The 25,472-nt window shown below is 59.8% G+C and carries 24 protein-coding genes; 11 read left to right on the top strand and 13 right to left on the bottom strand.

Annotated features, from left to right (window positions below; all coding sequences use genetic code 11):
• Positions 1 to 265: 265 nt before the first annotated feature.
• Positions 266 to 1,222 (bottom strand): class I SAM-dependent methyltransferase, encoded by a 957-nt coding sequence (locus ACP7E4_RS13940; protein ID WP_426114529.1) that lies wholly within the window; start codon positions 1,220 to 1,222, stop codon positions 266 to 268.
• A 62-nt stretch (positions 1,223 to 1,284) separates the two neighbouring features.
• Positions 1,285 to 2,214: an AEC family transporter gene (locus ACP7E4_RS13945; RefSeq protein WP_426114531.1), complete on the bottom strand. Its 930-nt coding sequence runs from the start codon at positions 2,212 to 2,214 to the stop codon at positions 1,285 to 1,287.
• A gap of 492 nt (positions 2,215 to 2,706) precedes the next feature.
• On the opposite strand from ACP7E4_RS13945, the gene selD reads away from it, so the two are divergent.
• Both selD and mnmH read left to right on the top strand, forming a co-directional pair.
• The gene (gene selD, locus ACP7E4_RS13950; RefSeq protein ID WP_426114533.1) at positions 2,707 to 3,741 is read left to right on the top strand and encodes a selenide, water dikinase SelD; all 1,035 of its coding nucleotides are present in this window, start codon (positions 2,707 to 2,709) and stop codon (positions 3,739 to 3,741) included.
• Positions 3,741 to 4,847, top strand: a complete 1,107-nt coding sequence (gene mnmH / locus ACP7E4_RS13955) for a tRNA 2-selenouridine(34) synthase MnmH (protein ID WP_426114535.1) — start codon at positions 3,741 to 3,743, stop codon at positions 4,845 to 4,847. The genes selD and mnmH overlap by 1 nt, the downstream gene beginning before the upstream one ends.
• 18 nt (positions 4,848 to 4,865) lie before the next feature.
• On the opposite strand, the gene ACP7E4_RS13960 is transcribed toward mnmH, so the two are convergent.
• Both ACP7E4_RS13960 and pstS read right to left on the bottom strand, forming a co-directional pair.
• Positions 4,866 to 5,921 (bottom strand): permease, encoded by a 1,056-nt coding sequence (locus ACP7E4_RS13960; protein ID WP_426114537.1) that lies wholly within the window; start codon positions 5,919 to 5,921, stop codon positions 4,866 to 4,868.
• Between the two features lie 101 nt (positions 5,922 to 6,022).
• A complete protein-coding gene (pstS, locus tag ACP7E4_RS13965; protein ID WP_426114539.1) occupies positions 6,023 to 7,081 on the bottom strand; it encodes a phosphate ABC transporter substrate-binding protein PstS in 1,059 nt (352 codons plus the stop codon).
• Between the two features lie 283 nt (positions 7,082 to 7,364).
• Between pstS and ACP7E4_RS13970 the strand changes: the two genes are divergently transcribed.
• Together ACP7E4_RS13970 and ACP7E4_RS13975 are read left to right on the top strand one after the other, a co-directional pair.
• On the top strand, positions 7,365 to 9,242 hold the full coding sequence (locus ACP7E4_RS13970) for a pyruvate kinase (RefSeq protein ID WP_426114541.1): 1,878 nt from the start codon (positions 7,365 to 7,367) through the stop codon (positions 9,240 to 9,242).
• Complete coding sequence (locus ACP7E4_RS13975; protein ID WP_170826300.1) at positions 9,239 to 9,397, top strand: hypothetical protein; 159 nt, start codon at positions 9,239 to 9,241, stop codon at positions 9,395 to 9,397. Before ACP7E4_RS13970 ends, ACP7E4_RS13975 begins: the two co-directional genes overlap by 4 nt.
• Before the next feature lie 7 nt (positions 9,398 to 9,404).
• On the opposite strand, the gene ACP7E4_RS13980 is transcribed toward ACP7E4_RS13975, so the two are convergent.
• The 4 genes from ACP7E4_RS13980 to ACP7E4_RS13995 form a co-directional block, all read right to left on the bottom strand.
• Positions 9,405 to 10,109 (bottom strand): YoaK family protein, encoded by a 705-nt coding sequence (locus ACP7E4_RS13980; RefSeq protein WP_426114543.1) that lies wholly within the window; start codon positions 10,107 to 10,109, stop codon positions 9,405 to 9,407.
• A gap of 65 nt (positions 10,110 to 10,174) precedes the next feature.
• Positions 10,175 to 10,402, bottom strand: coding sequence for a hypothetical protein (locus tag ACP7E4_RS13985; protein WP_020289889.1), 228 nt, complete (start codon positions 10,400 to 10,402; stop codon positions 10,175 to 10,177).
• Between the two features lie 117 nt (positions 10,403 to 10,519).
• On the bottom strand, positions 10,520 to 10,861 hold the full coding sequence (locus ACP7E4_RS13990) for an FKBP-type peptidyl-prolyl cis-trans isomerase (RefSeq protein ID WP_426114545.1): 342 nt from the start codon (positions 10,859 to 10,861) through the stop codon (positions 10,520 to 10,522).
• 84 nt (positions 10,862 to 10,945) lie between these two features.
• Positions 10,946 to 11,962, bottom strand: a complete 1,017-nt coding sequence (locus ACP7E4_RS13995; protein ID WP_426114547.1) for a zinc-dependent alcohol dehydrogenase family protein — start codon at positions 11,960 to 11,962, stop codon at positions 10,946 to 10,948.
• A gap of 148 nt (positions 11,963 to 12,110) precedes the next feature.
• On the opposite strand from ACP7E4_RS13995, the gene ACP7E4_RS14000 reads away from it, so the two are divergent.
• Entirely contained in the window at positions 12,111 to 12,875 is a 765-nt protein-coding gene (locus ACP7E4_RS14000) for an SDR family oxidoreductase (RefSeq protein WP_426114549.1), read from the top strand.
• A gap of 9 nt (positions 12,876 to 12,884) precedes the next feature.
• Here ACP7E4_RS14000 and ACP7E4_RS14005 read toward each other — a convergent pair whose 3' ends face one another.
• Together ACP7E4_RS14005 and ACP7E4_RS14010 are read right to left on the bottom strand one after the other, a co-directional pair.
• Positions 12,885 to 13,169 (bottom strand): hypothetical protein, encoded by a 285-nt coding sequence (locus tag ACP7E4_RS14005; protein WP_065832565.1) that lies wholly within the window; start codon positions 13,167 to 13,169, stop codon positions 12,885 to 12,887.
• A 594-nt stretch (positions 13,170 to 13,763) separates the two neighbouring features.
• The gene (locus ACP7E4_RS14010; protein WP_426114552.1) at positions 13,764 to 14,870 is read right to left on the bottom strand and encodes a Gfo/Idh/MocA family protein; all 1,107 of its coding nucleotides are present in this window, start codon (positions 14,868 to 14,870) and stop codon (positions 13,764 to 13,766) included.
• Between the two features lie 226 nt (positions 14,871 to 15,096).
• Between ACP7E4_RS14010 and ACP7E4_RS14015 the strand changes: the two genes are divergently transcribed.
• Positions 15,097 to 15,876: an acetoin reductase gene (locus ACP7E4_RS14015; RefSeq protein WP_426114554.1), complete on the top strand. Its 780-nt coding sequence runs from the start codon at positions 15,097 to 15,099 to the stop codon at positions 15,874 to 15,876.
• Here the strand turns inward: ACP7E4_RS14015 and ACP7E4_RS14020 are convergent.
• Positions 15,873 to 17,789, bottom strand: coding sequence for a sigma-54-dependent Fis family transcriptional regulator (locus tag ACP7E4_RS14020; RefSeq protein ID WP_426114556.1), 1,917 nt, complete (start codon positions 17,787 to 17,789; stop codon positions 15,873 to 15,875). The genes ACP7E4_RS14015 and ACP7E4_RS14020 overlap by 4 nt on opposite strands.
• Before the next feature lie 306 nt (positions 17,790 to 18,095).
• Here ACP7E4_RS14020 and ACP7E4_RS14025 point away from each other — a divergent pair, with 306 nt between their 5' ends.
• The 5 genes from ACP7E4_RS14025 (at position 18,096) to ACP7E4_RS14045 (ending at position 23,599) form a co-directional block, all read left to right on the top strand.
• Entirely contained in the window at positions 18,096 to 19,073 is a 978-nt protein-coding gene (locus ACP7E4_RS14025; RefSeq protein WP_426114558.1) for a thiamine pyrophosphate-dependent dehydrogenase E1 component subunit alpha, read from the top strand.
• 56 nt (positions 19,074 to 19,129) lie between these two features.
• Positions 19,130 to 20,149 (top strand): alpha-ketoacid dehydrogenase subunit beta, encoded by a 1,020-nt coding sequence (locus ACP7E4_RS14030; protein ID WP_426114560.1) that lies wholly within the window; start codon positions 19,130 to 19,132, stop codon positions 20,147 to 20,149.
• Positions 20,146 to 21,252: an acetoin dehydrogenase dihydrolipoyllysine-residue acetyltransferase subunit gene (locus tag ACP7E4_RS14035; protein ID WP_426114562.1), complete on the top strand. Its 1,107-nt coding sequence runs from the start codon at positions 20,146 to 20,148 to the stop codon at positions 21,250 to 21,252. The genes ACP7E4_RS14030 and ACP7E4_RS14035 overlap by 4 nt, the downstream gene beginning before the upstream one ends.
• 381 nt (positions 21,253 to 21,633) lie before the next feature.
• Complete coding sequence (locus ACP7E4_RS14040) at positions 21,634 to 23,184, top strand: TerC family protein (protein WP_426114564.1); 1,551 nt, start codon at positions 21,634 to 21,636, stop codon at positions 23,182 to 23,184.
• A gap of 169 nt (positions 23,185 to 23,353) precedes the next feature.
• Entirely contained in the window at positions 23,354 to 23,599 is a 246-nt protein-coding gene (locus ACP7E4_RS14045; protein WP_426114566.1) for a hypothetical protein, read from the top strand.
• A gap of 78 nt (positions 23,600 to 23,677) precedes the next feature.
• On the opposite strand, the gene ACP7E4_RS14050 is transcribed toward ACP7E4_RS14045, so the two are convergent.
• Both ACP7E4_RS14050 and ACP7E4_RS14055 read right to left on the bottom strand, forming a co-directional pair.
• Entirely contained in the window at positions 23,678 to 24,826 is a 1,149-nt protein-coding gene (locus ACP7E4_RS14050; protein ID WP_426114568.1) for a MalY/PatB family protein, read from the bottom strand.
• A 100-nt stretch (positions 24,827 to 24,926) separates the two neighbouring features.
• Positions 24,927 to 25,367, bottom strand: coding sequence for a CBS domain-containing protein (locus tag ACP7E4_RS14055; protein ID WP_426114570.1), 441 nt, complete (start codon positions 25,365 to 25,367; stop codon positions 24,927 to 24,929).
• Between the last annotated feature and the right edge of the window lie 105 nt (positions 25,368 to 25,472).

Below are 25,472 nucleotides of genomic sequence, written 5' to 3' on the forward strand. Positions count from 1 at the left end.
CTTAGGCGGCAGGGGCGATATTCATATTCGGTGGCCACTTGATATCAGCTTAGGCTCTGATGTGTGAAAAACACGGTAGCCGGCAAAGCTTTTATCGAATAATCACACTTTGTTCCAAATATTACAGAGCTGTATTGACTTGAGTCGCGCTTTCCAAAGTCATCGACTGCCCGTGATAAAACTTTAGCGCGACTGTAATTGAGTTGTTGAGCTTGCTAAGTATTAATTCAGCAGACAGTTGTAATTAATTCGCGGCAATTGAATGTCAATCAGTTTCATTAAGTTCTGGGTTCTTGAACACCAGTGCTTTAAGCCCACCCTCAATTTCTGCGTCGGGAAACTCCGGCGGGTTTTCCAGGCGTTGTTCGAAGCGCAGCCCCGGCGCCTCGATGGCGGTGTGGTGAATCAGAAAATCGGATCCCAGGCTTGGATCGTTCATGCACGCCAGCACTTGTCCGTTGGGCATCAGCAGTTCCGGCAAACGGCGCAGAACTTTTTGATAATCCTTGTCCAGAAGAAAACTGCCGCGCTGGAAGGAAGGTGGATCGATGATGATCAAGTCATAAGGACCGGCTCGCTTGACCTTGCCCCAGGATTTGAACAATTCATGACCGAGAAAGCTCACCCGGCTTAAATCATGCCCGTTGAGCCGATGATTTTCGCGTCCACGACTCAACGCGGCCTTGGCCATGTCCAGATTGACCACATGCTCGGCGCCACCGGCAATTGCAGCCACCGAGAAGCCACAGGTATAGGCGAACAGATTCAGCACGCGCTTGCCTTGCGCCTGGGCACGAACCCAGTCCCGGCCATAACGCATATCGAGGAACAAGCCGCAGTTTTGTTTCTTGCCCAGATCGACCTTGAAACGCAGGCCGTTCTCGCTGATCAGCCATTCCTCGACTTTTTCTCCCAACAGCCACTGGGTCGGGCTTTCCGGCAGATAGCGATGTTGCAGCAGTAGCGTGTGCGCCTGACTGCGTTGCCATTGCGCGCTGTGGGTCAGCTCGTCAAGCAGCACGGTCAGCGCTTGCAGCTCCGTGGGTTCCGGTTCGCGAAACAGCGATACCAGCAGCACGCCTTGCAGCCAGTCGACGGTCAGTTGCTCCAGCCCCGGCCACATTCGCCCGCGCCCGTGAAACAGACGCCGAGTCTCATCCGGCGCGGTGTCCAGTGCGTTGAGTAGATGTTGCTTGAGGGTGGCGAGTGCTTCGGAGTTCATGGCGGCGATCAAAGTGGAAAGGCGCGCATGTTAAACGTTCTTGCCGGAGGGCGCGCGGGGCATCAGGTGCCGATGATATACAGGCAAACCGAGAGGGTGATCAACGAACCGAGGGTCGACACCAGAATCGTGCTCGAAACCAGCGAGGCCTCGCGTTTGTAGTATTCAGCGAGCATGAACGGTCCGGTGCCGGTGGGCAATGCGCTGAGCAGCAGGGCGGCATTGGCCCAGAGCCGGGGCACGTCGAACACATGGAAGACCAGAATCCAGGTCAGCAGCGGATGCGCGACCAGTTTGATCAACACCAGCTGCGAAGTACCGTGGCGTGGGCCTTGTTGTTTTTCCGCGAGGAACAGCCCCAGAGAAATCAATGCGCAGGGCGTAGTCGCGGCGCCAAGCAGACTGAGGAATTTCTCCAGCGCGCCCGGCAGCGGTGCACCATGCCAGGCCCACAGTGCGCCGAGCAACGGCGACACCACCAACGGGTTTTTTGCCAGAGCCAGGAACACTTTCAGGGCAATGCGATGGGGTTTGCGCTCGGTTTGCAGGCCGATCTCGATGCAGACCAGCGCCAAAGCGAACAACACGCAAACCACCAGCAGCGAGGCAATCAGCGCAGGTTCCAGGCCGCCTTGACCCAGCACCATCACGCACAGCGGAATGCCGATATAGCCGGTGTTGGCATACGAGGCGCCCAGCGCGTCGATGCTCGCGTCCACCAGATTGGCGGATTTGCGCCAGCGCAGCAGCAGGGTAAACGCGAACACCGCCAGCGTGCTGATGATGAACGCGAGGACGAATCCGGGATGCCAGATCTGCTCCCAGGTGGCAGTGGCCGTTACGCTGAACAACAGCGCAGGCAGGCACAACCAAACCACCATTCGGTTGATCTCCGAAGCCGCGTTCGGCCCCAGGCGGTTGGTGCGACGACAGACGAAACCCACGAGTATCAGGGCGAAAATCGGCAGCAATACATTGAGTACGGATGACATCTGGACGTTGCCTGTGGAACGCGAACAAGCGGGGAAGGTTAGGGAGGTAAATCGTTAGCGTCCAATCTATTTTCTCGACACGGGTGTCAGGGCCGCGGCTTTCCCAGGTTGCCCCCAAACCCGTGGGAGCGAGGCTTGCCCGCGAAGAGGCCGGTACATCCTGCAGAGATCCAGCGACTGAGGATTTGCTTCGCGAGCAAGCTCGCTCCCACAAGGGTGCGCGTCTCGGCATTTGATTTTCGATTTTCCGTGCCACGATCTGGCAGACACCGCCGCGAAGCGGGGGTCGACCGTCAGGGCGAAACCGATCTACTTAGCGCCGCCGCTGCCGTTGGTGCCACCCGATTCAACATCCACCAAAGTGGATTGCCACCCCGGTCGCTCCAACGGTTCAGCAACCCTGGCAACAGCGTATCTACCGATTCGTCGGCCACGTCCGTTTGACCCATGGGCTCTGTTAGGATTGCGGGCTAGATATCACGAGGTGCATGTATGAGCGAGCCGATTCGTCTGACCCAGTACAGCCATGGCGCAGGCTGCGGCTGCAAGATCTCCCCGCAGGTTCTGGAAGTGATTCTGGCGGGCAGCGGCGCGCAAAACCTGGACCCCAAACTGTGGGTGGGCAACACCTCACGGGACGATGCGGCGGTCTATGCCATTGATGAAGAGCGCGGCGTGGTGTCCACCACCGACTTTTTCATGCCCATCGTCGATGACCCCTACGATTTCGGGCGCATCGCGGCCACCAACGCGATCAGCGACATCTATGCCATGGGCGGCGACCCGCTGATGGCCATCGCCATTCTCGGCTGGCCGGTCAATCTGCTGGCTCCGGAAATTGCCCGGGAGGTGATCCGTGGCGGTCGCGCCGTGTGCGACGCGGCCGGGATTCCGTTGGCGGGCGGGCATTCGATTGACGCGCCGGAACCAATCTTCGGTCTGGCCGTTACCGGGCTGGTGGAAAAACGCTACATGAAGCGCAACGACACCGCGACCGAAGGCTGCAAGTTGTATCTGACCAAACCCTTGGGCATTGGCATCCTCACCACCGCCGAGAAAAAGGGCCTGTTGCGCGCCGAAGATCAGGGCGTGGCGCGGGACCTGATGTGTACCCTCAACAAGCCCGGCAGTCGTTTCGGCAAGCTCGAAGGCGTCACGGCCATGACTGACGTGACCGGTTTCGGCCTGCTCGGGCATCTGGTGGAGATGGCGGACGGCAGTCAACTGACCGCACGCCTGGATTACGCCGCTGTACCGCGCCTGGCCAGCGTCGATTTCTACCTCGAACAAGGCTGCGTACCCGGCGGCACGCTGCGCAACTTCGACAGTTACGGCGAGCGCATCAATGCCTTGAGCGAAGTGCAGAAGATGCTCTTGTGCGACCCGCAAACCAGTGGCGGCCTGTTGGTCGCGGTTGAGCCTCAGGCGCAGGCGGCGTTTCTCGCGCTGGCCGAGGAACTGGGGATGGATCTGGCGGTGATCGGCGAGTTCGTCCCTCGACAGAGTCACGCGGTCGAGGTGTTTTGATGCGCAACAACAGCGCCGACTTCCGCGAACTGTTTCTAACCGATGCCCCGCTCATGGACGTGCGCGCCCCGGTGGAATTCGAAAAGGGTGCCTTTGCGCAGAGCATCAATCTGCCGTTGATGAACGACCTTGAGCGGGAACAGGTCGGCACGTGCTACAAGCAAAAGGGCCAGCAGGCAGCGATAGAGCTCGGTCATCAACTGGTGTCCGGCCAGACCAAGCAGGAACGTATCGACGCCTGGAGCGAGTTTGCCCGCTCGCATCCCCAGGGTTTTCTGTATTGCTTCCGGGGCGGCCTGCGTTCGCAGCTCACCCAGCAATGGCTGAAAAACGAAGCGGGCATCGAGTATCCGCGCGTCCTTGGCGGCTACAAAGCGCTGCGTACTTACCTGATTGAAACCACCGACGCGGCCGTGGTCGAGTGTGATTTCGTGTTGATTGGCGGCTTGACCGGGTCCGGCAAGACTCAGGTCCTGACGCAGCTGGGCAATGCGCTGGACCTTGAAGGCCATGCCAATCATCGCGGTTCGAGTTTCGGCAAACACGCGACGCCACAGCCGGCACAGATCAGTTTCGAGAACGCCCTGGCCGTCGATATCCTCAAGAAGCGTGCGGCGGGTGTGAGCCAGTTCGTGCTGGAAGATGAAGGCCGTGTGGTGGGCAGTCGCGCCATTCCACTGGGCCTGTTTCGCGGCATGCAGCACTATCCGCTGGTGTGGCTAGAAGAGCGTTTCGAACTGCGGGTCGAGCGGATTCTCACCGATTACGTCGTCGACCTGTGTGCCGAGTACATTCGGGTGCATGGCATCGAGCAAGGTTTCAGCGTGTTCGCGGCGCGCTTGCGCGAGAGTCTGGCGAGTATCGTCAAACGTCTGGGCGGTGAGCGTTATCAGCGGCTTGCGGCGATCATGGACAGCGCGTTGATCGAGCAGGGAAAATCCGGCGCCGTGGATGAGCATCGTGGCTGGATTGCCGGTTTGCTTGGCGAATACTACGACCCCATGTATGCCTATCAGCGCGATAGCAAGGGGCCGCGTATCGAGTTTGCCGGCGATCACGGCGCGGTCTTGCAGTACTTGCAAGAGCGCCGCGACCGGGCTGCCTGAACCTCAGGCAGCAGCGGCTTACAGCAGGACCATCGCCAGCAGGCCGCTGATCACGCCAACCAGCATGGTCAGCACGCCCACAGTTACCAAGACGTGGGCATCGAAGGATTTACGCAGCATCAGCAAGGACGGCAGGCTCACGCTGGGCAAGGTCATCAGCAGTGCCACTGCCGGACCGGTGCCCAGGCCCAGGGTCAGCATGGTCTGCACGATAGGGATTTCCGCTGCCGTGGGGATCACGAACAGCGTGCCGACGAACGCCAGGATCACCAGCCAGACGAAACTGTTGCCGATGGACGCATCGATGTGCGGGAACAGCCAGACCCGTGCTGCGCCGAGGATCAACACCGCCAGCACGTAGATCGGGATGGTGCTCCAGAACAACTGCCACAGTGTGCGGCCCCAGCGGCTGAAAAAGCTGTGCTGGTCGACTTCGTTGGCGCTGACAGCGGCTTCCATCGCTTGCTCGGGAACCACTTCCGGCCGCGAGATGCGCTGGGCGATCATTGCGACACCGACCACCAGAATCAGCCCCGCCACCAGACGCAAGGCGCTGAACTCCCAGCCCAGTACAAAGCCCATGAATACCAGCGTCGCCGGGTTGAGCACGGGGTTGGCGATCCAGAATGCCAGAGCGGCACCCACTGATACCTGCTGGCGGCGCATGCCTGCGGCGACTGGTGCTGCGCAACAGCTGCACATCATGCCCGGCAGGGCGAAGAGTCCGCCGCGCAATGTCGAACCCAGCCCGGCGCGACCAAACAGGCGCAGCAGCCAGTCCCGAGGGATCAGCACCTGCAGCAGCGAACCGAGGATGACGGCCAGCACGGCAGCTTTCCAGATCGCCAGGAAATACACTTTGGCGTAAGCCAGCGCAGCAGCAACCGGCGAAGTCAGTTCATCGTTGATGATCGACGCGCCGATGCTGTGGCTGTCGGCCGCGACGAAGGATTTCAGGTAATAGGGCGACCATTTGACGTAGTACAGCCCGATGACCGCAACGGCGAGAAACAACAGGGGTTTCCACCAGAACGACCAGCCGCGGGTTGGGGAGGTCGTGGACAGACTGGGCATTGAGCGAGTTCCGGGCATTAGAATGATGCCGCATCATAACCCGGCTGCCCGGTTTGAACTGGCTCGGTCGCCTGAACGGTCCGAGCCAGAGAGCTTCGCCGTTACAGTTTTGGCTGATTGGCCGTCCAGTAGGCTTCGATCTGCTGGACCAGCGACTCAGGCAGCGGCGCGAAATCCAGTTCGCTAGCTTGTGGCTGGCCTTCCTTGAGCGCCCATTTGAAGAAGTCCTGCGCCGCAGCGTGACGAATCGCGTTCGCCGCCTGTTTGGGCATGACGATAAAGGTCGTGGCCGTGATTGGATACGCGTTCTCGCCTTCGGCATCGACCATCAGCAGGTTGAAATCCTGGGCGTGGGACCAGTCCGCTGCCGCCGCTGCGGCCTGAAAGCTGCCCAGATTGGGCGCGACGTAATTGCCGGCCTTGTTTTGCACCAGGCCGTAATTGAGCTTCTGCTGCTTGCTGTAGGCATATTCGATGTAGCCGATGGAGTAGGGCATCTGTTTCACGTAGCTGGCGACGCCTTCGCTGCCCTTGGCACCGAGGCCGACAGGCCATTTCACGGATGCGCCATTACCGACGCTGGCTTTCCATTGCGGGCTGACTCGCGACAGGTAGTTCACCCAGTTATAGCTGGTGCCGGAGTTGTCCGAACGGTACACCACGGTGATCGGTTTTTTCGGCAATGTGGCGGTTGGATTCAACGCGGCAATGGCCGGGTCGTTCCATTGGCTGATCTTGCCCATGAAAATGTCGGCAAGCACGGCGCCGGTGAGCTTCAACGAGCCGGGCGCGATGGACGCCAGGTTCATCACTGGAACGATCCCGCCGGTCACCAGCGGAAACTGAAGCATGCCCAGGCTGGCAAGCTCGGCTGATGCCAGCGGCATGTCACTGGCACCGAAGTCGACGTTGGCGGCCTTGACCTGGGCGATTCCCGCGCCTGAGCCAATGGACTGATAGTTGACCCGCACACCGGTCTTGCGGTTGTACTCGTCCGCCCATTTGGAGAGCACCGGAAATACAAAAGTCGACCCAGCGCCGATGATCTCGTCGGCGGCCTCTACGCGGTTGCCGACCCCTAGACTGAGGGTCAATCCCAGGCAGATCGTGACGGTTATTTTCGAGAGGGTTTTCGAAAGTGTTTTCGAAAAGACGGGCATACGCAGACTCCGAACTCAGATTGAGGGCAGTAATTTGCGCCTAGTTAAACCACGCTTTGGTGGCGATTTGATTACAGGCCGAGGCTTCATCGCCTGATCGGGATAACCGTCGGTCCGGGCGAATGCCCCGTTCCTCTATCGATTCGCGTTGGTAAGAACTCGGTCACATTCATGCTTTACCGTGAAGCTCTCCGTCACGTTGTGTCGGCCAGGGGTTAACTGGCGGGCTGCGATGGTCTGGTCTGCCTTTGCCTGGCTTTCTCATGCGTTTCGAGTGCTTGCCATGACAGTCATAGAACCTGATTTCAATGTGTTGGACGACCGCAAGATTCTGGCTGCCTTGAGGCGCCTGGCATTTCTGCGGGTCAAGATGGAGGCGGCCGCCCGTGCGCCCATCGAAACCATGCACCTGCACCCCAGCTACGTCGAAAGCGCGCGTAACTTGCTGAGCTATCTGGCGTTGCGTCGCCACGACATCCGTCCTTTGCAGCATCAACTGGCCGAATTGGGGCTTTCTTCCCTTGGACGTTGTGAAGCCAATGCGCTGGCATCGGTGGATCGCGTCATCGAAGTGTTGCAACGCCTGACACCAGGTTCGGCGCAAGCAGGCGAAAGCGGCACGGTGTTGGGCGAGATCGGCGAGCGTTTGCTCACGGCCCATGCCGACGCGTTGTTCGGTGGACAAGGCCCCGAGCGCGGCGTGCGGATCATGGTGACCATGCCCAGCGAAGCCGCGACTGATCCACAGCTGGTGCGCGACTTGCTGGAGGCTGGGATGGACTGCCAGCGGATCAATTGTGCCCATGATGATCCGGCAACCTGGCTGGCCATGATCGAAAACGCCCGCAGTGCCGCCGACAAATCCGGGAAAAGCTGTCAGGTCATGATGGATCTGGCCGGTCCCAAGCTGCGTACCGGGCAAATTCTGCCTGGCCCCGCCGTCCTGCGCATCCGCCCGACCAAGGATCTGTTCGGACGCACGACTACGCCTGCCAGGGTCTGGCTGAGTTCCAGCGACGATCCGCACCCTGACTCGGAGTTTGCCCTGCGCTTGCCCGGCAAATGGCTGACGCAACTGGTGGTCGACGATGAACTGGTCTTCAGTGACGCCCGAGATTCCCGGCGTAGCCTGCACGTGGTTGAGGTGGCCGAGGAGGGTTGCTGGGTCGAGTTGCGCAAGACTGCCTATATGATCCCCGGCATGGCGTTGAGCCTGAAAAAGCCCAAAGGACGCAAGAAGTCGGCGCGGATAATCAACGTTCCGGTGCAGGAACAGAGCATCGTGCTGCATGAGGGCGATGTTCTGATGCTGACCTCTGATCTGGCGAGCGGCCATCCCGCGGTTCGCGATGCCGAGGGCAAAGTACTGACGCCCGCCAGTATCGGCTGCACCTTGCCCAGCGTGTTCCAGGATGTTCGCCCCGGCGAGGTCATCTGGTTCGACGACGGCAAGATCGGCGGCAAGATTCAGTCCGTCGACGATCAGGCCCTGTATATCCGCATTACCCATGCACCCGGCGGTGCCAGGCTCAAGAGCGACAAGGGCATCAACCTGCCGGAGAGCGAACTCAGGCTCGATGCCCTGTCGCCGGACGATATCGCCGCGCTGGAGTTCGCCAGCCAGCATGCGGACGTGGTCGAAATGTCCTTCGTCAACAGCCCGGATGACGTCAAATCATTGTTTACCCACTTGCGTCGGCTTAATGCCGAGCATCTGGGCGTGGTGTTGAAAATCGAGACCCGTCAGGGATTTGAAAACCTCGCCGCGCTGTTGATGGCCGGGATGCACAGCCCGCGTCTGGGCGTGATGATTGCGCGGGGCGATCTCGCGGTTGAAAACGGTTTTGAACGCACTGCCGAGTTGCAGGAAGAAATCCTCTGCATCTGCGAGGCCGCGCATGTGCCGGTGATCTGGGCTACCCAGGTGCTCGAAACCCTGGCAAAGACCGGTGCTGCGACCCGCGCGGAAATCACCGACGCCGCAATGGGCGTGCGCGCCGAGTGCGTGATGCTCAATAAAGGGCCGCACATCCTCGATGCCATCGGAACACTGGACGACCTGCTGTTGCGCATGCAGGCCCACCGCAGCAAAAAACGTGATCTGTTGCGCAAGTTGCGGATCGCCGATCAAACCGTGCAAATCAAGAGGACTTCAGCATGACAATGCAGATCGAAAAGGCCGCATTTGGCAGCGATTGGCTGGTAGTGATCAATGACTATGAGGTGACGTTCCGCAGCATGGAGGACGCCGTGGCGTTTGCTCATCGGCTCAAGGAGAGGATCGACGCGCCCCACGTGCTCCCCGCCGGAGAGTGAGCGTGGCTTAGCGCGGCATGTAGCGGCGCTGCCAGCGGTGGGGGATTTTCAGCGACATCAACCCGAGCAGTGCCGCCAACGAGCCGCTGACCAGCAAAGCGTTGACGCCCAGGCGATGCTCAAGTGCCGCGCCGATCACCGCGCCGATGAACATTCCGGTCCATGGCACCAGCTGCACGCGCCAGCCGTCGCGGCGTTCACCGAGCATCCAGCGGCCGAAGCCGCGACCAAAGCGCGACAGCGCGCCGGTGACGTAGGTCAGTCCCACTGGGAGGCCGTTGACTTGCTCCACGGCGGCATTGAGCATGCCCATCGCCAGAATGGCAGCCACCACGGTCATAATCTGCGAATCCAGCGGCCAGGCTGCTGCGGCACATAACAGCATGCCGATGCACAGCAACAAGGGCAGGGCGCGTCGGCCACCAAGACGGGCGACGATGATTCCCAGAGCGTTACCCAGCACGAAGGTGGTGATTGCCAGCAGCAATCTGGCCGACGTACCGATATCGGCATCGCTGATGGCCACCGCCAGTCGCGTGGTGTTACCGCTCATGAACGAGACAAAGTCACCGGTCGCCATGAAGCCGATTGCGTCGGTCATCCCCGCGAGTACCGAAAGACTGGCCGCCAGCGAAAGCCCCACGCGTCCGCGCCACTTCTGCATGTGCAAGTGGGCAGGCTTGACGGTGCGCTTGGCGGGTGTGGGGAGCATCGGCAGTTCTCTGCGTTGACCGGCGAATCGGGAGCAAGCCGTTGGAATTCAAACGGTGTGCTGGATTACAGCGCCTTGTTACGCACGATGCGCTTGGCCTTTACTTCATCGGCGTATGCTTTGAGCTGGTCGGCGTCGCCGTACAGGCGATTGACCAGTTGCAGAACCGCAGTGACGTCAACTTCCGACATTTGTTCGGCGAGCTTGAGTATCTCATTGGCCGTGCTTTCAAGATTGGCTGCCGTGCCTTTCAGATGGCGCTTGAGCTCCTGGGTGGATTTGTTCAGGGCCATACCCTATTCCTTATGTAAATACTGGCGATCTAAGCCGCGAAAGCATGGCTTCTTCTGCGGGAACAAGCAATCTGAATACTGAGCTGGAGCCTGACTCGCGCTGCGAATGTTTGTTATTCAATCGTCCCGGGTCAAGACTTCCAGTAGTTCGATCTCAAACAGCAGATTCGAACCGGGTTTGATATGTGCGCCCATGTGTCGATCTCCGTAAGCCAGGTGCGCTGGCACAAATAACTTGCGCACGCCGCCGACCTTCATGCCCATCAAACCGATGTCCCAACCTTTTATTACCCGACCGGTGCCGATGACGCACTGGAAGGGTTTGCCACGATCATAAGACGAGTCGAAGGTCGTGCCGTCTTCAAGTAAGCCGTTGTACTGAGTGGTGATCAAGGCGCCCTTGACCACTTCTTTGCCGTCACCCTCGCGGATATCCGTTATCAGCAATTCATTGTTCATGACGACGCTCTGGAAACCTGAAAGGAGGGCGGCTTTTTTCTCAGGAAATCCGGCCGCCTGCAATCCTTTTCGATAGATCCAGGTTCATTCGGCGTTCAATACCACACGTCCATGCACCGCTGTCTGCTCCAGGTAGTGGTGAGCCTTGGCCGCCTGTTCGAGGCGAAACACCCGGTCGATATCCGCAACCAGACCTTGTTCGACCGTCAGCGTGTTGATTGCTGCCAACGCCAGGCTCAAGGCCTCGGCGTTCTGTGCAATCTCGAATTCAGGCTTGCCAGTGAAGTTACACAGGCAATGGACGAAGAAACGCATGTTTTTCTTGAAGGCTTCGATGGCCGGGAATGGTGTGCGGTTTCCGCCGCGCAGGCCGAACAGTACCAGGCTGCCCCGTGGCGCCAGCACATCGCCGAGCAACGACATCTGCGAGCCGCCCACGCCGTCAAATATGGCGTGTACGCCCTGGCCATCGGTCAGCTTGTGGATGCGCATGCCCAGATCCTGTTCATCGGTGACGATGACATGAGTCGCGCCCCGGTCCAGCAGGTATTGCTTGTCCTCGGCGTCCTTGGTTGACGCAATAACCGTGAACCCCAGGGCTTTGCCCAGCTGCACGAACGCGATATTCGGGCTCATGGCCGCTTCGGTCACCAGCACGGTCTGACCCGGCTGGACGCGTGCCAGTTCGTGGAAGGCAAACCAGGCCAGCAGGAACGGCGTGTAGTGGATGCTGGCCTGCTGGGGCGTGAGCTGATCGGGGTAACGGGTCAGCGCTGCACGCGGCAGCAGGATCGTGTCACCGTAAACCGGGTAATCATTGATATCGCTGGCCTGGAAGCTGGCAACGCGATCACCGACGCGCAGGTCGTCGACCCGTTCGCCGACAGCTTCGACAACACCCGCCATTTCGCTGCCCAGCCCTGAGGGCAAGCGGGTTTCGCACAGGCCCAGCCCTTGGCGGCGCAGCACGTCGTCCCAGCTCACACCGATGGCCTGAACCCGGATCAACACTTCGTTGGCGGCAGGTGGCTGTTGAATAACTTCCTCGCACTTGAGCACGTCGGCAGAACCGAAGTGATGGAAGCGGATGGCGCGAGACATGTGAACCTCTTGGTAAGTGAACATGCGTCGACTCTATCCGCCCCTAGGTGAGCGCACTATTGACGTTGATTGATATCGGTCATGCCTGCTGTCAATCTTCGTAACGATTTTGACGAGCCGCCTGTTCATTCAGCTAAAGGAAAACACGATGACTGAGAGCACCACGTTAAAGGTTGCGCTGATTACCGGCGCGGGAAGCGGCATCGGTCGCGCGGTGGCATTGGGGTTGCTGGAAGATGGCTTCAGCCTGGTCTTGGCCGGACGGCGGCAGGAGCCGCTGGATGAGCTGGTGGGCATCGCCACCCGCGCGGGCGGCAGCGCCATCGCCGTGTCGACCGACGTCCGTGACCCGGTAAGCGTCGATGCGTTGTTCAGCAAGATCGAAGCGGTATATGGCCGACTGGACGTGGTTTTCAATAACGCCGGGGTCGGCGCCCAGGCGATACCGGTAGACGAGCTGGCGGTCGAGCAGTGGCTGAATGTGATCAACACCAACGTGACGGGGGTTTACCTGTGCGCGCGTGGTGCATTCGGCCTGATGCGCAAGCAAACGCCTCAAGGTGGCCGGATCATCAACAACGGCTCGATCTCCGCCCACACGCCGCGCCCGTTCAGCTCGCCCTATACCGCCAGTAAACACGCCGTATCGGGGCTGACCAAAACCCTGGCCCTGGACGGACGCGAATTCAATATTGCCTGTAGCCAGATCGACATTGGCAACGCCTTGACCGAGCTGTCGGCACGCATGACGACCGGGGTTCGGCAGGCTAACGGGCAAACTGCAGTGGAATCGATGATGGACGTCAAACACGTGGCGGATGCCGTGCGTTACATGGCAGGTTTACCGCTGTCTACCAACGTGCTGAACATGACGGTCATGGCCACCAACATGCCGTTCGTGGGGCGGGGCTGAGCGCCTGCGTTACAGGTTCTGACTGCTGACGATCATGGCCTGGGCGATGTTCTCTTTCTGCTGTTCGGTGAAACCGTCCCAGACGTTGACCTTGGCGTAGTAGCCCAGGCCAGCCAGTGTGTAGAGGCTCAAGGTGAAGACGATGAAGATCGAAACGAAGGTCCAGCGGCCGCCGTCGCTCTCATCACGGGACGAGAAGTTCTGTGAGTAATTGTCGTCGCCGTTACGCGAAACCGCGCTGGAAGCCAGACGTTTGAACCATTGGAACAGGTGAACTACTACAAGACGCAGCATGGTATTAGCCTCAAGGTTGAAAAAACTGGAGCCTGGCGCGACGCTGCGCCAGGTTCGGAATCTGTGCTTCAGGCCTCACAACGCTGGTTGTCGAATGCCGGAAACGAAAAAAGCCCGTCTATGACGGGCTTTCTTTTTATGATTCTGGTCAAGTCGCCGGGATTCGAATTCGCTGACAATTGCTGTCATTGATGTTCGTTTCCGCATCCGCTTGCCGGTATGGAAACATTTTAGAACAAATCATTTTTCGCAGCTAGGGCTGTCTGACAGTCATCAGACAACTGGTGCTCTCAAGTGTGTGGCATTTTGTCGCGTGGAAGCGGCCGTAGGCGGTAAGAGCCGTTGGAGCAAGGCTTGCCCGCGAAGAGGTCGACGCACCCGCCCACTTATCTGACCCCGTCACAAAGCCTTCGCGGGCAAGCCTCGTTCCAACGGATCTACGCAACATTGCCGTCTTCCCGGCTAAAGCCGGTCCCACAAAATCTGCGCGATCCAGTGGGACCGGCTTTAGCCGGGAAGGCGTCGGTTCAGACAATACGTCTGCGGCGCCTGGCTGTTGCCCCCAGACATAGAATTTCCAACATTAACTATGCTTTATTCATTCGGCTCATCGGTGTTGATGTACTTCGGCACCTTGGCCAATGGCAGGCGACGGGCCTGCTCTACGCTGATGCCCGGCCGCTTCGGCAGCGGGTCGAGTTTTTGTGGCTGACCCGTTTCAAGGCACCGCTCGATGGCCGCCAGTACCCGCACGTCGCGCCAGCCTTCGTCGCCATCGGGTTCGGGCTCACGATCCTGCAGGATGCAGTCCGAGAAATACTGGGTTTCCCCGCCAAACTGATCCACCACCGGATGATCATGTTCCTGAGTCTTGCCATTGAGGATGGAGCGATAGCTGATCGCCACGCCTTCACCGAAACCGAAGCATGGCGAAGCCTCGAATTCTCCTTCAGTGCCGATCAACTGAAAGCGCTGCGTGCCGGGCAGGCTATAGCTGACGGTGAACTGCGCCAATCGCTCTTGCGGGAAACGCAAGGTCACCGACACCGTGTCCGGTGTGTTGATTTCCCGGCCGGGGGTATGTATCGCCACGGCGTTGACTTCCAGTGGTTCGGCGTCGAACAGATTGCGCACGGCGTTGATCGGATAGGGGCCCATGTCTGCCGCAGGTCCGGCCCAGAAGCCGCTTTGCATACGATGATTCGAAGGCTTGGTGGTCTGCGCGAAGGTCGAGGTAAACAGGCGTGGTTCGCCGATTTCGCCGGCTCTGACACGGCTGATCATCTCCACCGTGCCTGGCTCGAAATGCAGACGATAGGCAATCATCAGCTTGGCGCCCGAACGCTTGGCGGCTTCGGTGATCGCCAGGCAGTCTTCCTCGCTGGTTGCCATAGGCTTTTCCAGCAACACGTGAATCCCCGCTTCCAGCGCTGGAACAGCGAATTCGCGGTGGCGGAAATTGGGGGTTGCCAGATAGATGGCATCGATTTCACCTGACTTGAGCAGGGTGTCGAATTCGTCGTAGTGATAGCTTTTCAGATCATAGAGTTCGGCCAGCTCATCAGCCTTGACCGGATCGCCGGTAACCAGCGCGGTCATCACCGAGTTGTCGGTCTGATCTATGCCGGGCATGAAGGCCCCTTGCGAAATCCAGCCTCCGGCTACGACTGCGTAACGGATTTTTCCCTGTGCATCTGGCATTGATGAGGTCTCCAGAATCGCCAGGCGAGTTGCCCGACGCTTATAGAGTCGGCACGCGCCTGGCTCGTAAGTTCAACTCAATTGACCCGTGGCGGTGGCACTTGAGGCCTCGGCGTGCACGGCTGAGACGTTGCGTCTCATCGACTCCGTTGACTGCAGCGCCGCTCGACGTGGTCCGCAAGATCTCGCATACAAGTTCTCTATTCCATAAAAAGAGGAGAACGTCATGGGTATCACCGGAAAAGTCGCGCTGGTAACAGGTGCCGGCCAGGGCATTGGCAGGGCCATCGCATTGCGTCTCGCGCGCGACGGCGCTGATGTCGCGCTGGTTGACATCAATGCGACAAAGATCAATCAGGTCGCTGGCGAAATCGCCGAGTTGGGGCGCGAAGCCACGGTGTTCGTCGCTGATGTTTCGCAGCTGGATCAAGTTGTCGCCGCCGTTGAGCATACGTACAGCACGCTTGGTGGCTTCGACATCATCGTCAACAATGCGGGCGTGGCTCAGGTCGAGTCTCTGCTGGAAGTGACGCCTGAACAAGTGGACCGGATTCTTCGGATCAATGTGCAGGGCGTGCTCTGGGGAATCCAGGCTGCGGGCAAGAAGTTCAAGGCCCTCGAACAGCGCGGCAAGATCATCAACGCTTGCTCCATCGCAGGCCATGAAGGCTTTGCGCTGCTGGGTGTGTACTCAGCGACCAAGTTCGCGGTGCGGGCCTTGACCCAGGCGGCTGCGAAAGAACTCGCGAGCGCGGGCATTACAGTCAACGCGTATTGCCCGGGCGTGGTGGGCACCGATATGTGGGTCGAGATTGACCAGCGCATGGCCGACATCACCGGTGCCGAAGTCGGCGCCACCTACAAGAAATACGTGGAAGGCATCGCCTTGGGCCGCGCGGAAACCCCGGATGACGTGGCGGGTTTCGTGTCCTATCTGGCCAGTCCGGATGCGGACTACATGACCGGCCAGGCACCGTTGATCGATGGTGGCATGGTGTATCGCTAGAGGCTGCGTGCCTCGCCTGGTTGATTGCGATGCTGCATGCGCGGCATCTCGATCCCGTGTTGATTCACGCGGCGGTACAGCGTAGCCCGGGAGATGCCCAAAGCCTGAGCGGTTTCCCGTGGTTGCCAACGGTGCCGAATCAATGCGTCCAGCAACCGCTGTCGCTGCGGGCTGACCGTTTCCTGCGGGGTCTGAGCAGTAGCAGATGTTTCATCGCGCAGCTCCGGCGGCAGGTCGCTGATCTGGATCGTCGCCCCATCGCACACGGCGCAAGCGTAGCGCAGCACGTGACGCAGCTGGCGAATATTGCCCGGCCAGCCATGGCTGAGCAGACGTTCCAGAGTCGCCGCACTCACGCCAACGGGCAGGCTGGCATGCTGGTTTTCCTCGGCGAGCAATTGGTTGATCAGTGCCAGACGGTCGCTGCGCTCACGTAGCGGTGGCAGCTGGAAGCGCGCACCACCAAGACGGAAATACAAATCTTCGCGAAATTGCGCGGTGCGTACCATGGCGCTGAGATCGCGGTGTGTGGCGCAGATCACCTGAATGTCCACGCGCTGGCGACGCGATGCGCCAAGCGGTGCGACCTCACCTTCGGCCAGCACGCGCAATAATCGGGTTTGCAAGGCCAAGGGCATGTCGCCGATTTCATCGAGGAACAGCGTGCCGCCGTCGGCTTGCAGCAGCAACCCCTTCATGCCCTTGCTCGACGCCCCGGTAAATGCGCCGGGGGTGTAGCCGAACAATTCGCTCTCGATCAGGCTTTCGGGAATGGCTGCGCAGTTCAGGGCAATGAACGGGCCGTTCTTACGCTTGCTGTGATCGTGAACCTGGCGGGCGAAGACATCCTTGCCGGTGCCGGTCTCACCCTGAATCAGGATGGGCAAATCACGGTCCTTGACGCGCACCGCCAGACGCAGGTTATCCACCATGCGCGGGTCTGGCTGGGTGTGATCATCGGCTTCGCATGCCAACGCCCGGGTTCTGGGTCTGATGCGTGGCGCACTGACGCGAACTTGAAGGGTCCCCGCGCCAGCTTGCCAGTTCAGCACTTGGGGCGCCTCATCGACGGCATTGCGCAACGCGTCGAGGTCGAACACCTCACTGATGTGCTCCGGTAAACGCCCGAAGCGCAGCCGCAACGCCTGACGCGCTTTGCTGTTGATGCCGTGCAGGCGGCCGTCACGATCCCAGGCCAGCAACAGGTCCGGCTGGCTGTCGACATAACCCTGGGTACTGTGCGCTTGCAAGACCCAATGGCCCTGGGCGCTGTGCATGAAGAACGCGTTTTCGATGGAGCGTGCGCTCAGCGCGACCATTTGCCGAATCAGATGCTGGCTGCGGCGGTCATCGGGGGATTGCACGGCGGACGCATCCACGACACCGAGCAGTTCACCCTGCGGATCGAAAACCGGTGCGGCCGAGCAGGTCAGGCCGATGAAGGCCGCGCGGAAGTGGTCGCGTTTATGCACGGTCACCGCCGCCTTGCTGGTCAGCACCGTGGCCACGCCGCAGGTGCCTTCTTCGGCTTCCGACCAGCAGGTGCCCAGATACAGACCGGCTTTGCGGCAATCGCTGCGAATCGCCGGGTCCACTCGATGGTCAATGGTCTGGCCCAGGGCATCGGTGAGCAGTACGCAATAGTCGGCATGCCGCACGCGGGCATGCAGCTGCGCGACTTCTTCGCTGGCAACCCGCAGGAACAGGTCTGCCCGGTCGCGACATTCCTTGAGCAAGGTAGTGGAGAGGATGCGTGGGCCCTGAAGCGAGCCGGGGTCAAGATGGTGTTGCTCCAGGGAGCGACGCCAGGAATCGAAAATCAACGGTGGCACCGGCACCTGGGGCAGGCGGTCGGCGTTTTTGACCGTGCGACTGACGCAGTCGACATGGGCTCTGGAGTTCGCGGCGAGCATAGGGGCCTCCGGTTCTCGATCATTGTTGTTATAGCGGCTATTAGGCGCCCAACCCCCGGTTGCGACAAGTCGGGAACTCTGCCGCCCATCGCTGAGACGCAGCGTCTCACGCTGACCGCGATTACGAGGATGCGCCGAGATGCAGCGTCTCATCCTGCTCGGTCAGTCGTTTTTTTGCAAAGCGGCTGGAGGGCTCTGGCACGGGCCTTGGGATGCCAATGTCAGGTGTTGGCCCCGCGCTTGCTCTATTCATTGCGCTGGAATCATCCGGCGCCCGAGTGTCGAGACAACCTGGAGAACAACAATATGTCCACTCACCTGTCCACCGATCAGCTGCTGCACGCCTACAAAGTGATGCGCACCATCCGGGATTTCGAAGAGCGTCTGCACGTTGAGTTCGCCACCGGCGAGATTCCCGGTTTCGTGCATTTGTATGCTGGCGAAGAAGCCAGCGCGGCCGGGGTCATGGCCCATCTCACCGACGATGACTGCATCGCCTCCAATCACCGAGGTCATGGCCATTGCATCGCCAAGGGCGTGGATGTGTACGGGATGATGGCGGAAATCTACGGCAAGAAAACCGGCGTCTGTGGCGGCAAGGGCGGTTCGATGCACATTGCCGATCTGGAGAAAGGCATGCTGGGTGCCAATGGTATCGTCGGAGCTGGCGCACCCTTGGCCGCTGGCGCCGCTCTGGCTGCCAAGCTCAAGGGCACGCAAGGTGTTGCGGTGGCGTTCTTCGGTGACGGCGGTTCCAACGAGGGCGCGGTGTTCGAGGCCATGAACCTGGCTTCGATCATGAACCTGCCATGCATTTTCGTTGCGGAGAACAATGGTTACGCCGAAGCCACGGCCGCCAACTGGTCGGTAGCCTGCAAGGACATCGCCGACCGAGCCATCGGCTTCGGGATGCCCGGCGTCACGGTCGACGGTTTTGATTTCTTCGCCGTACACGCCGCAGCGGGCGCAGCCATCGAACGTGCGAGGGCCGGGAAGGGGCCGTCCCTGGTGGAAGTGAAGCTGACCCGTTACTACGGCCATTTCGAAGGCGATGCCCAGACTTATCGCGCCCCGGACGAAGTCAAGAATCTGCGCGAAACCCATGATTGTCTTGAGCAGTTCAGCCAGCGCTGCATCGAGAACGGCTGGCTGGAACGCGCCCAGTTGACGGTGATCGATCAGGAAATCGAGCAATTGATCGAAGACGCGGTGCGCCTGGCCAAATCCGATCCAAAACCTCAGCTGGCTGATCTGCTCAGTGATGTCTACGTGAGTTATCCGTGACCGGCTTTTGACCGTGCCTCCACGCATCTGAAAACAAGAACAAAAGGACAATCATCATGGCTAGAAAAATCACTTACCAGCAGGCAATCAACGAAGCCCTGGCCCAGGAAATGCGCCGCGATCCCAGCGTGTTCATTATTGGCGAAGACGTGGCTGGCGGCGCGGGCGCGCCCGGCGAACAGGATGCCTGGGGCGGTGTGCTGGGTGTCACCAAAGGGCTGTATGCGCAGTTTCCCGGTCGGGTACTGGACGCGCCGCTGTCCGAAATAGGTTATGTCGGCGCGGCCGTCGGGGCGGCCACTCAGGGCATGCGCCCGGTATGCGAACTGATGTTTGTCGACTTTGCCGGATGCTGCCTTGACCAGATTCTGAATCAGGCTGCCAAGTTTCGTTACATGTTCGGCGGCAAGGCCGTCACGCCGCTGGTGATTCGCACCATGGTGGGCGCCGGCTTGCGCGCGGCCGCTCAACATTCGCAGATGCTCACCTCGCTATGGACCCATATCCCCGGTTTGAAAGTGGTCTGCCCGTCGTCGCCCTACGATGCCAAGGGGCTGCTGATTCAGGCGATTCGCGACAACGATCCGGTGATTTTCTGCGAGCACAAGATGCTCTACGGCATGCAGGGCGATGTGCCGGAAGAGCTTTACACCATCCCGTTCGGCGAGGCCAATTTCCTCCGCGAAGGCAATGACGTGACCCTGGTCACCTACGGACGCATGGTGCATCTGGCTATGGAAGCCGCAGCCAGTCTGGCGCGTCAGGGCATCGATTGCGAAGTGCTGGATTTACGCACCACGAGCCCCATGGACGAGGACAGCATCCTCGAAAGCGTGGAAAAGACCGGTCGGCTGGTGGTGATCGATGAAGCCAATCCGCGCTGTTCCATGGCCACCGACATCAGCGCCATGGTTGCGCAAAAGGCCTTCGATTCGCTCAAAGCGCCCATCGAAATGGTCACCGCGCCCCATACCCCGGTGCCTTTTTCCGATGCGCTTGAGGACATGTACATCCCCAATGCGGCAAAAATTGAAGCCGCAGTACGCAAGATCAGCGAGAAGAGGAGTGCCGCATGAGCCAGATTCATACCCTGACCATGCCCAAGTGGGGTTTGTCCATGACCGAAGGCCGGGTCGACACCTGGCTCAAGCAGGAAGGTGATCGGGTCGAGAAGGGCGATGAATTGCTCGATGTCGAAACCGACAAGATCTCCAGCAGCGTGGAAACGCCGTTCTCCGGTGTGCTCAAACGGGTGTTGGCGCGTCCGGATGAGACCCTGTCGGTCGGGGCGCTATTGGCGATCATCGTTGACGGTGAGGTCAGCGATGCGCAGATCGAGGAAGTCATCGAGCGTTTTCAGGCCGAGTTCGTGCCCGCCACCGATGCCGCCGAAGCGTCAGGCCCGGCGGCGCAGAAAACCGAGCTGGAGGGGCGCACCTTGCGCTACTTCGAACTGGGCGAGGGCGGTACGCCGCTGGTGCTGATCCATGGTTTCGGTGGTGACCTGAACAATTGGCTGTTCAATCATCAGGCGCTGGCTGCCGGGCGGCGGGTTATCGCCCTGGACTTGCCCGGGCATGGCGAGTCTGGCAAGACCCTGCGCAGCGGCGATCTGGATGAGTTGAGCCATAGCGTGCTGGCGCTGCTGGATCATCTGGACATCAACACGGCACATCTGGCCGGGCATTCCATGGGCGGCGCCGTGGCCCTGAACATTGTCCGACGGGCGCCCCAGCGTGTGGCGAGCCTGGTGCTGATTGCCAGTGCCGGCCTGGGCAGCGAGATCAACGGTGAGTACTTGCAGGGTTTCATCGACGCCAACAACCGCAACGCCCTCAGGCCAGCGCTGGTGAAGTTGTTCAGCGATCCAGGGTTGGTCAACCGGCAAATGCTTGAAGACATGCTCAAATTCAAGCGGCTTGAGGGCGTCGATAGCGCCTTGCGGCAGCTCGTTGACCAGCTGTTCCCGAATGCGCGACAGGCTGCAGGACTGCGCGCACACGTGGAGCAGAAACCAAGTCTGGTGATCTGGGGTGCGGACGATGCAATCATCCCGGTCAGTCATGCGCAAGGGTTGTCGGCGCAGGTCGAAATCCTTCCGGCCCAGGGGCATATGGTGCAGATGGAAGCTGCCGAGCAGGTCAATCGCTTGATCGAGGGGTTTTTGAAGGGCCTGTAAAAAAGTGTGGCCCCGGTGCGATGAGCGCCGGGGCGTTCACGTTGCTGACCGGGTTCTGTCGGGCCTGATGCGGGGATGCAGGCGTATTGATGTCAATGTTTTGTAATACTTTCGCAAGTAAGAAAAAGTCCGGCTCGTTGTAGGATCACGGCCCGTAATCAATTTCAGGATTGTATGAATACCGTTCAGGAGCCTCCCAGTCGCTCTGCTTTTGGCAACTTACGCCTAACTTCGAATTGCGCCCCGGCGCGCGAATCACATCTTCCGAACCTCCTGTTCCGACCCTCGTCCCGACTGACCTTTGTTCTATCGTCCCAAGCGATTGAATGTCATGGGCGTGCGCGATCCTCCGACCTTTGCCTGCAAGTGAGTCAATAACCCATGGAATGGATAGTTGATCCTACGGCATGGCTCGGCCTGCTGACGCTGATCGTGCTGGAACTGGTGTTGGGCATCGATAACCTGGTGTTCATCGCGATCCTTGCTGACAAACTGCCGCCCGAACAACGTGACAAGGCGCGAGTCATCGGCCTGTCCCTGGCGCTGATCATGCGTCTGGGCCTGCTGGCCAGTATTTCCTGGATGGTGACGCTGACCCAGACGCTGTTCGAAGTGTTCGAGCACAGCTTTTCCGGGCGTGACCTGATCATGCTGTTCGGTGGTGTGTTCCTGCTGTTCAAGGCCACCATGGAATTGCATGAACGCCTTGAAGGGCATGTCAGTGAGCGCACCAGTAATTCGACGTACGCGAAGTTCTGGCCCATCGTCGCGCAGATTGTCGTGCTCGATGCAGTGTTCTCCCTGGACGCGGTGATCACCGCCGTGGGCATGGTCGAGCATCTGGCGGTGATGATGATCGCCGTGATGATCTCCATCGGCCTGATGATCATCGCCAGCAAACCGCTGACCCGCTTCGTCAATGCGCACCCGACCGTGATCATGTTGTGTCTGGGCTTTTTGATGATGATCGGCTTCAGCCTGACCGCCGAAGGCCTGGGTTTCCATATCCCCAAAGGCTATCTGTATGCGGCGATTGGCTTCTCGATCCTCATCGAGGTGTTCAACCAGGTCGCCCGTATGCGCCGCAAACGCTCGTTGCATGGCGTGCGACCGATGCGTGAACGCACGGCCCATGCAGTCATGCGCCTGTTGGGCGGGCGCAAGCTGGATGCCGACGAGGTGGGCGAGGAAATCGCCGACATGCTTGAAGGCGAGCAGACTGCAGCGGTGTTTGATCGACGCGAACGGATCATGATCAGCGGCGTTCTGCAATTGGCCGAGCGACCGATTCGCGCAGTAATGACGCCGCGTGCCGAGGTCGATCACATCGATCTGGCGGACGATGCCGACAAGGTCAGTCTGAAATTGATGCATTCCTCTTATTCGCGCTTGCCGCTGATTCGCGAAGGACGTGTCGACGAACCGTTGGGCTTCGTGCACAAGAAGGAGTTGCTCAAGGAGTTGCTGGCCGGCAACCCGCCGAATCTTGAAATCCTGGCGCGCAAGGCGATCAATCTGCTGGAGAGCTTCACGATCCTCAACGCCCTGGAGCAGATGCGCAAGGAGTCGACCCACATCGCTTTCGTGGTCAACGAGTTCGGTGACTTCATCGGCATCCTGACCATGACCGACATTCTCGAATCCATTGCCGGTCAACTACCGGACGCCAGCGAGATCGAAGGCCCGGACATTGTCGCAGAGGAGGGTGGCTACGTGGTTTCAGGCGCCCTGAACCTCAGCCATGTTCGCGAGCGGACCGGTTTCCAGGCCAGAGCTACCGAGGATTATCAGACGGTTGCCGGGCTGGTCATGAGCCTTCTGGATCGACTGCCGCGCATCGGTGACAAGCTCGATTGGGAAGGCTGGAACATGATCGTGGTAGGCGTTGAAGAGCGTCGGGTGACGAGGGTTGCATTGCGCAAAACCGAGTAACCGCTCTGGCTCGGCCTTGTTGACGACGCCGCAGTGCGTCGTCGGCAATGGATCAGCCAGATTGATAATCAGTATGCGTAGCGGTGGTTTTTCATCAGGTGCGGCAGCCATTAGATTTGGCTCCAACGCAACAACTTACCTACTGAACCACCTACTGGAGCAACACATCATGAAACGCACCATCGCCCTGAGCTTTGCCTTTTCGGTCCTGACCACCACCGCAGCATTCGCCAGCCCACAACCGGCTACTTCGGTTGCACAACCTGTGGTTGCCCAGGCTTCCACCCAGATCGCTGATGTACACGCCGCCGCTGCGGGCAGCAAAACCTTTGACCGCGCTTACCTGCAACTGGACAGCAAAGTCCTGGTAGCAGAAAACCGCAAAGAGTTCGGTTCGCAATATCAGCGTTATTGATTGCGAGTTGTTTAACGGATCCACACCAAAAAGCCCGGTTAACCGGGCTTTTGCTTGCCTGCTGGAACCGGGTTTGCTTCAGCGATTACGCAGGCTGCGTTCCATGCGCGCCAGTCCTTCTTCAAGCAGCGAGCGCGGGCAACCGAAATTCAAGCGGACGAATTGCTGGCAATCGTCGCCGAACTCCGTGCCTGCACTCAACGCGATCCTGCCGTGTTCGAGAAAGAACTGTTGCGGATTTTCCAGCCCTAGCGCCGAGCAATCCAGCCAGGCCAGATAGGTGCTCTGCGGCAGGTGCATGACCACGCCGGGCAGGCGGGTGCGGACGGCCTCGGCGAGAAAATCGCGGTTGGCCTGCAGATAAGCCAGTACGGCTTTGAGCCAGGCACCACCTTCGCTGTACGCAGCGCGAGTCGCTTCCATGCCCAGCACGTTGACGCTGTCCACCATGCCCAGGCGGCCGTGGGTGAAGCGTTGGCGCAGCTGCTCATCCTGGACGACGGCGAACGCAGTCTTCAGCCCGGCGATGTTGTAAGCCTTGCTGGCCGACATCAGCGTGACCGTGCGTTTGGCAATGTGCGGGCCGAGGGATGCAATGGGAATGTGGCGGCGGCCATCGAACAGGATGTCAGCGTGGATTTCATCGGAGATGATCAGCGCGTCGTTGCGCACGCAGGCATCACCGATCAGCTGCAGTTCTTCGCCACTGAACACTTTGCCCAGCGGGTTGTGCGGGTTGCTCAGGAGCAGGGCGCCAGCGTTTTGCAGGGCTTGGTCCAGTGCCGCGATGTCGGTTTCATACTCGCCCTCGACATTGGCCGTGAACGGCAATTCGATGCGGGGCTGTTGCCAGTGATTCGGGGCCTTGGACAGCGGGGCGTAATTCGGCGTTTGCAACACCACGCCCGCGCCCTCTGGAACCAGCGCATGCAGCGCCATGTTGAAGCCTGGCTCGACACCCGGCAGGAATATCAATTCTTCAGGCTGCACACGCCAGGCATAGGCTTGCCAAAGATGGGCAACCACGGCCTGGCGTAAAGCGTCCTGCGCGACCCCGTAACCGAGCAGCGGATGCTCGATGCGTTTGTGCAGAGCCTGGATGATCGGTGCCGCAACCGGGAAATCCATGTCCGCAACCCACATCGGCAGGACGTCGGCCGGGTACTGACTCCACTTCTTGCTATCGGTGTCGTGGCGCTCGAATACGGTATCCAGGTTGATCGTCATGGCGGTCTCAGTGGGCAAAAAGTGCCGCACAGGTTAGTCGCGCGGACGGTCGTGGTCCAGAGCGGACGCAAGCAGCGACCTCAAACCCAACAGAAGAGGCTCACGCCCCGCGAATGTACTGTTCCAGCTGCTGGATCAGGTCGGCCTGTTCGGCAATGGCTTCCTTGACCAGGTCACCAATGGACAGCAGGCCCAGCAGGTGGCCTTCTTCCACCACGGGCAAGTGGCGCAGATGGTTGTCGGTCATGATGCCCATGCAGGTCTCGACGGTCTGCAGTGAATCCACGGTAATCACTTTGGTGCTCATGATCGCGCTGACCGGCGTGCCGATAGACGAACGTCCCTTGAGCACCATCTTGCGCGCATAGTCGCGCTCGCTGACTACGCCGACCAGTGCGCCGTTCTCGACCACCGGCAATGCACCAATATTCTTCTCGGCCATCAGCCTGAGCGCGTCTAGCACCATCTGGTCGGGCGCAATGGTATGCACTTGTTGATTGTGCAAAACCTTGAGTTTCAGAAGTTGTGCGACTGTTTTCATGCAGATGCTCCGGTGATGACCGGGTCAGCGATGGCTGCCCTGACGTTGTTCTCTACAGAATCGTAGACAGATACCGGTTGAGCAAGCACCAAAGCGGCTTTCACG

The sequence above is a fragment of the Pseudomonas sp. DSP3-2-3 genome (genome assembly GCF_049898225.1).
Classification (GTDB): domain Bacteria; phylum Pseudomonadota; class Gammaproteobacteria; order Pseudomonadales; family Pseudomonadaceae; genus Aquipseudomonas.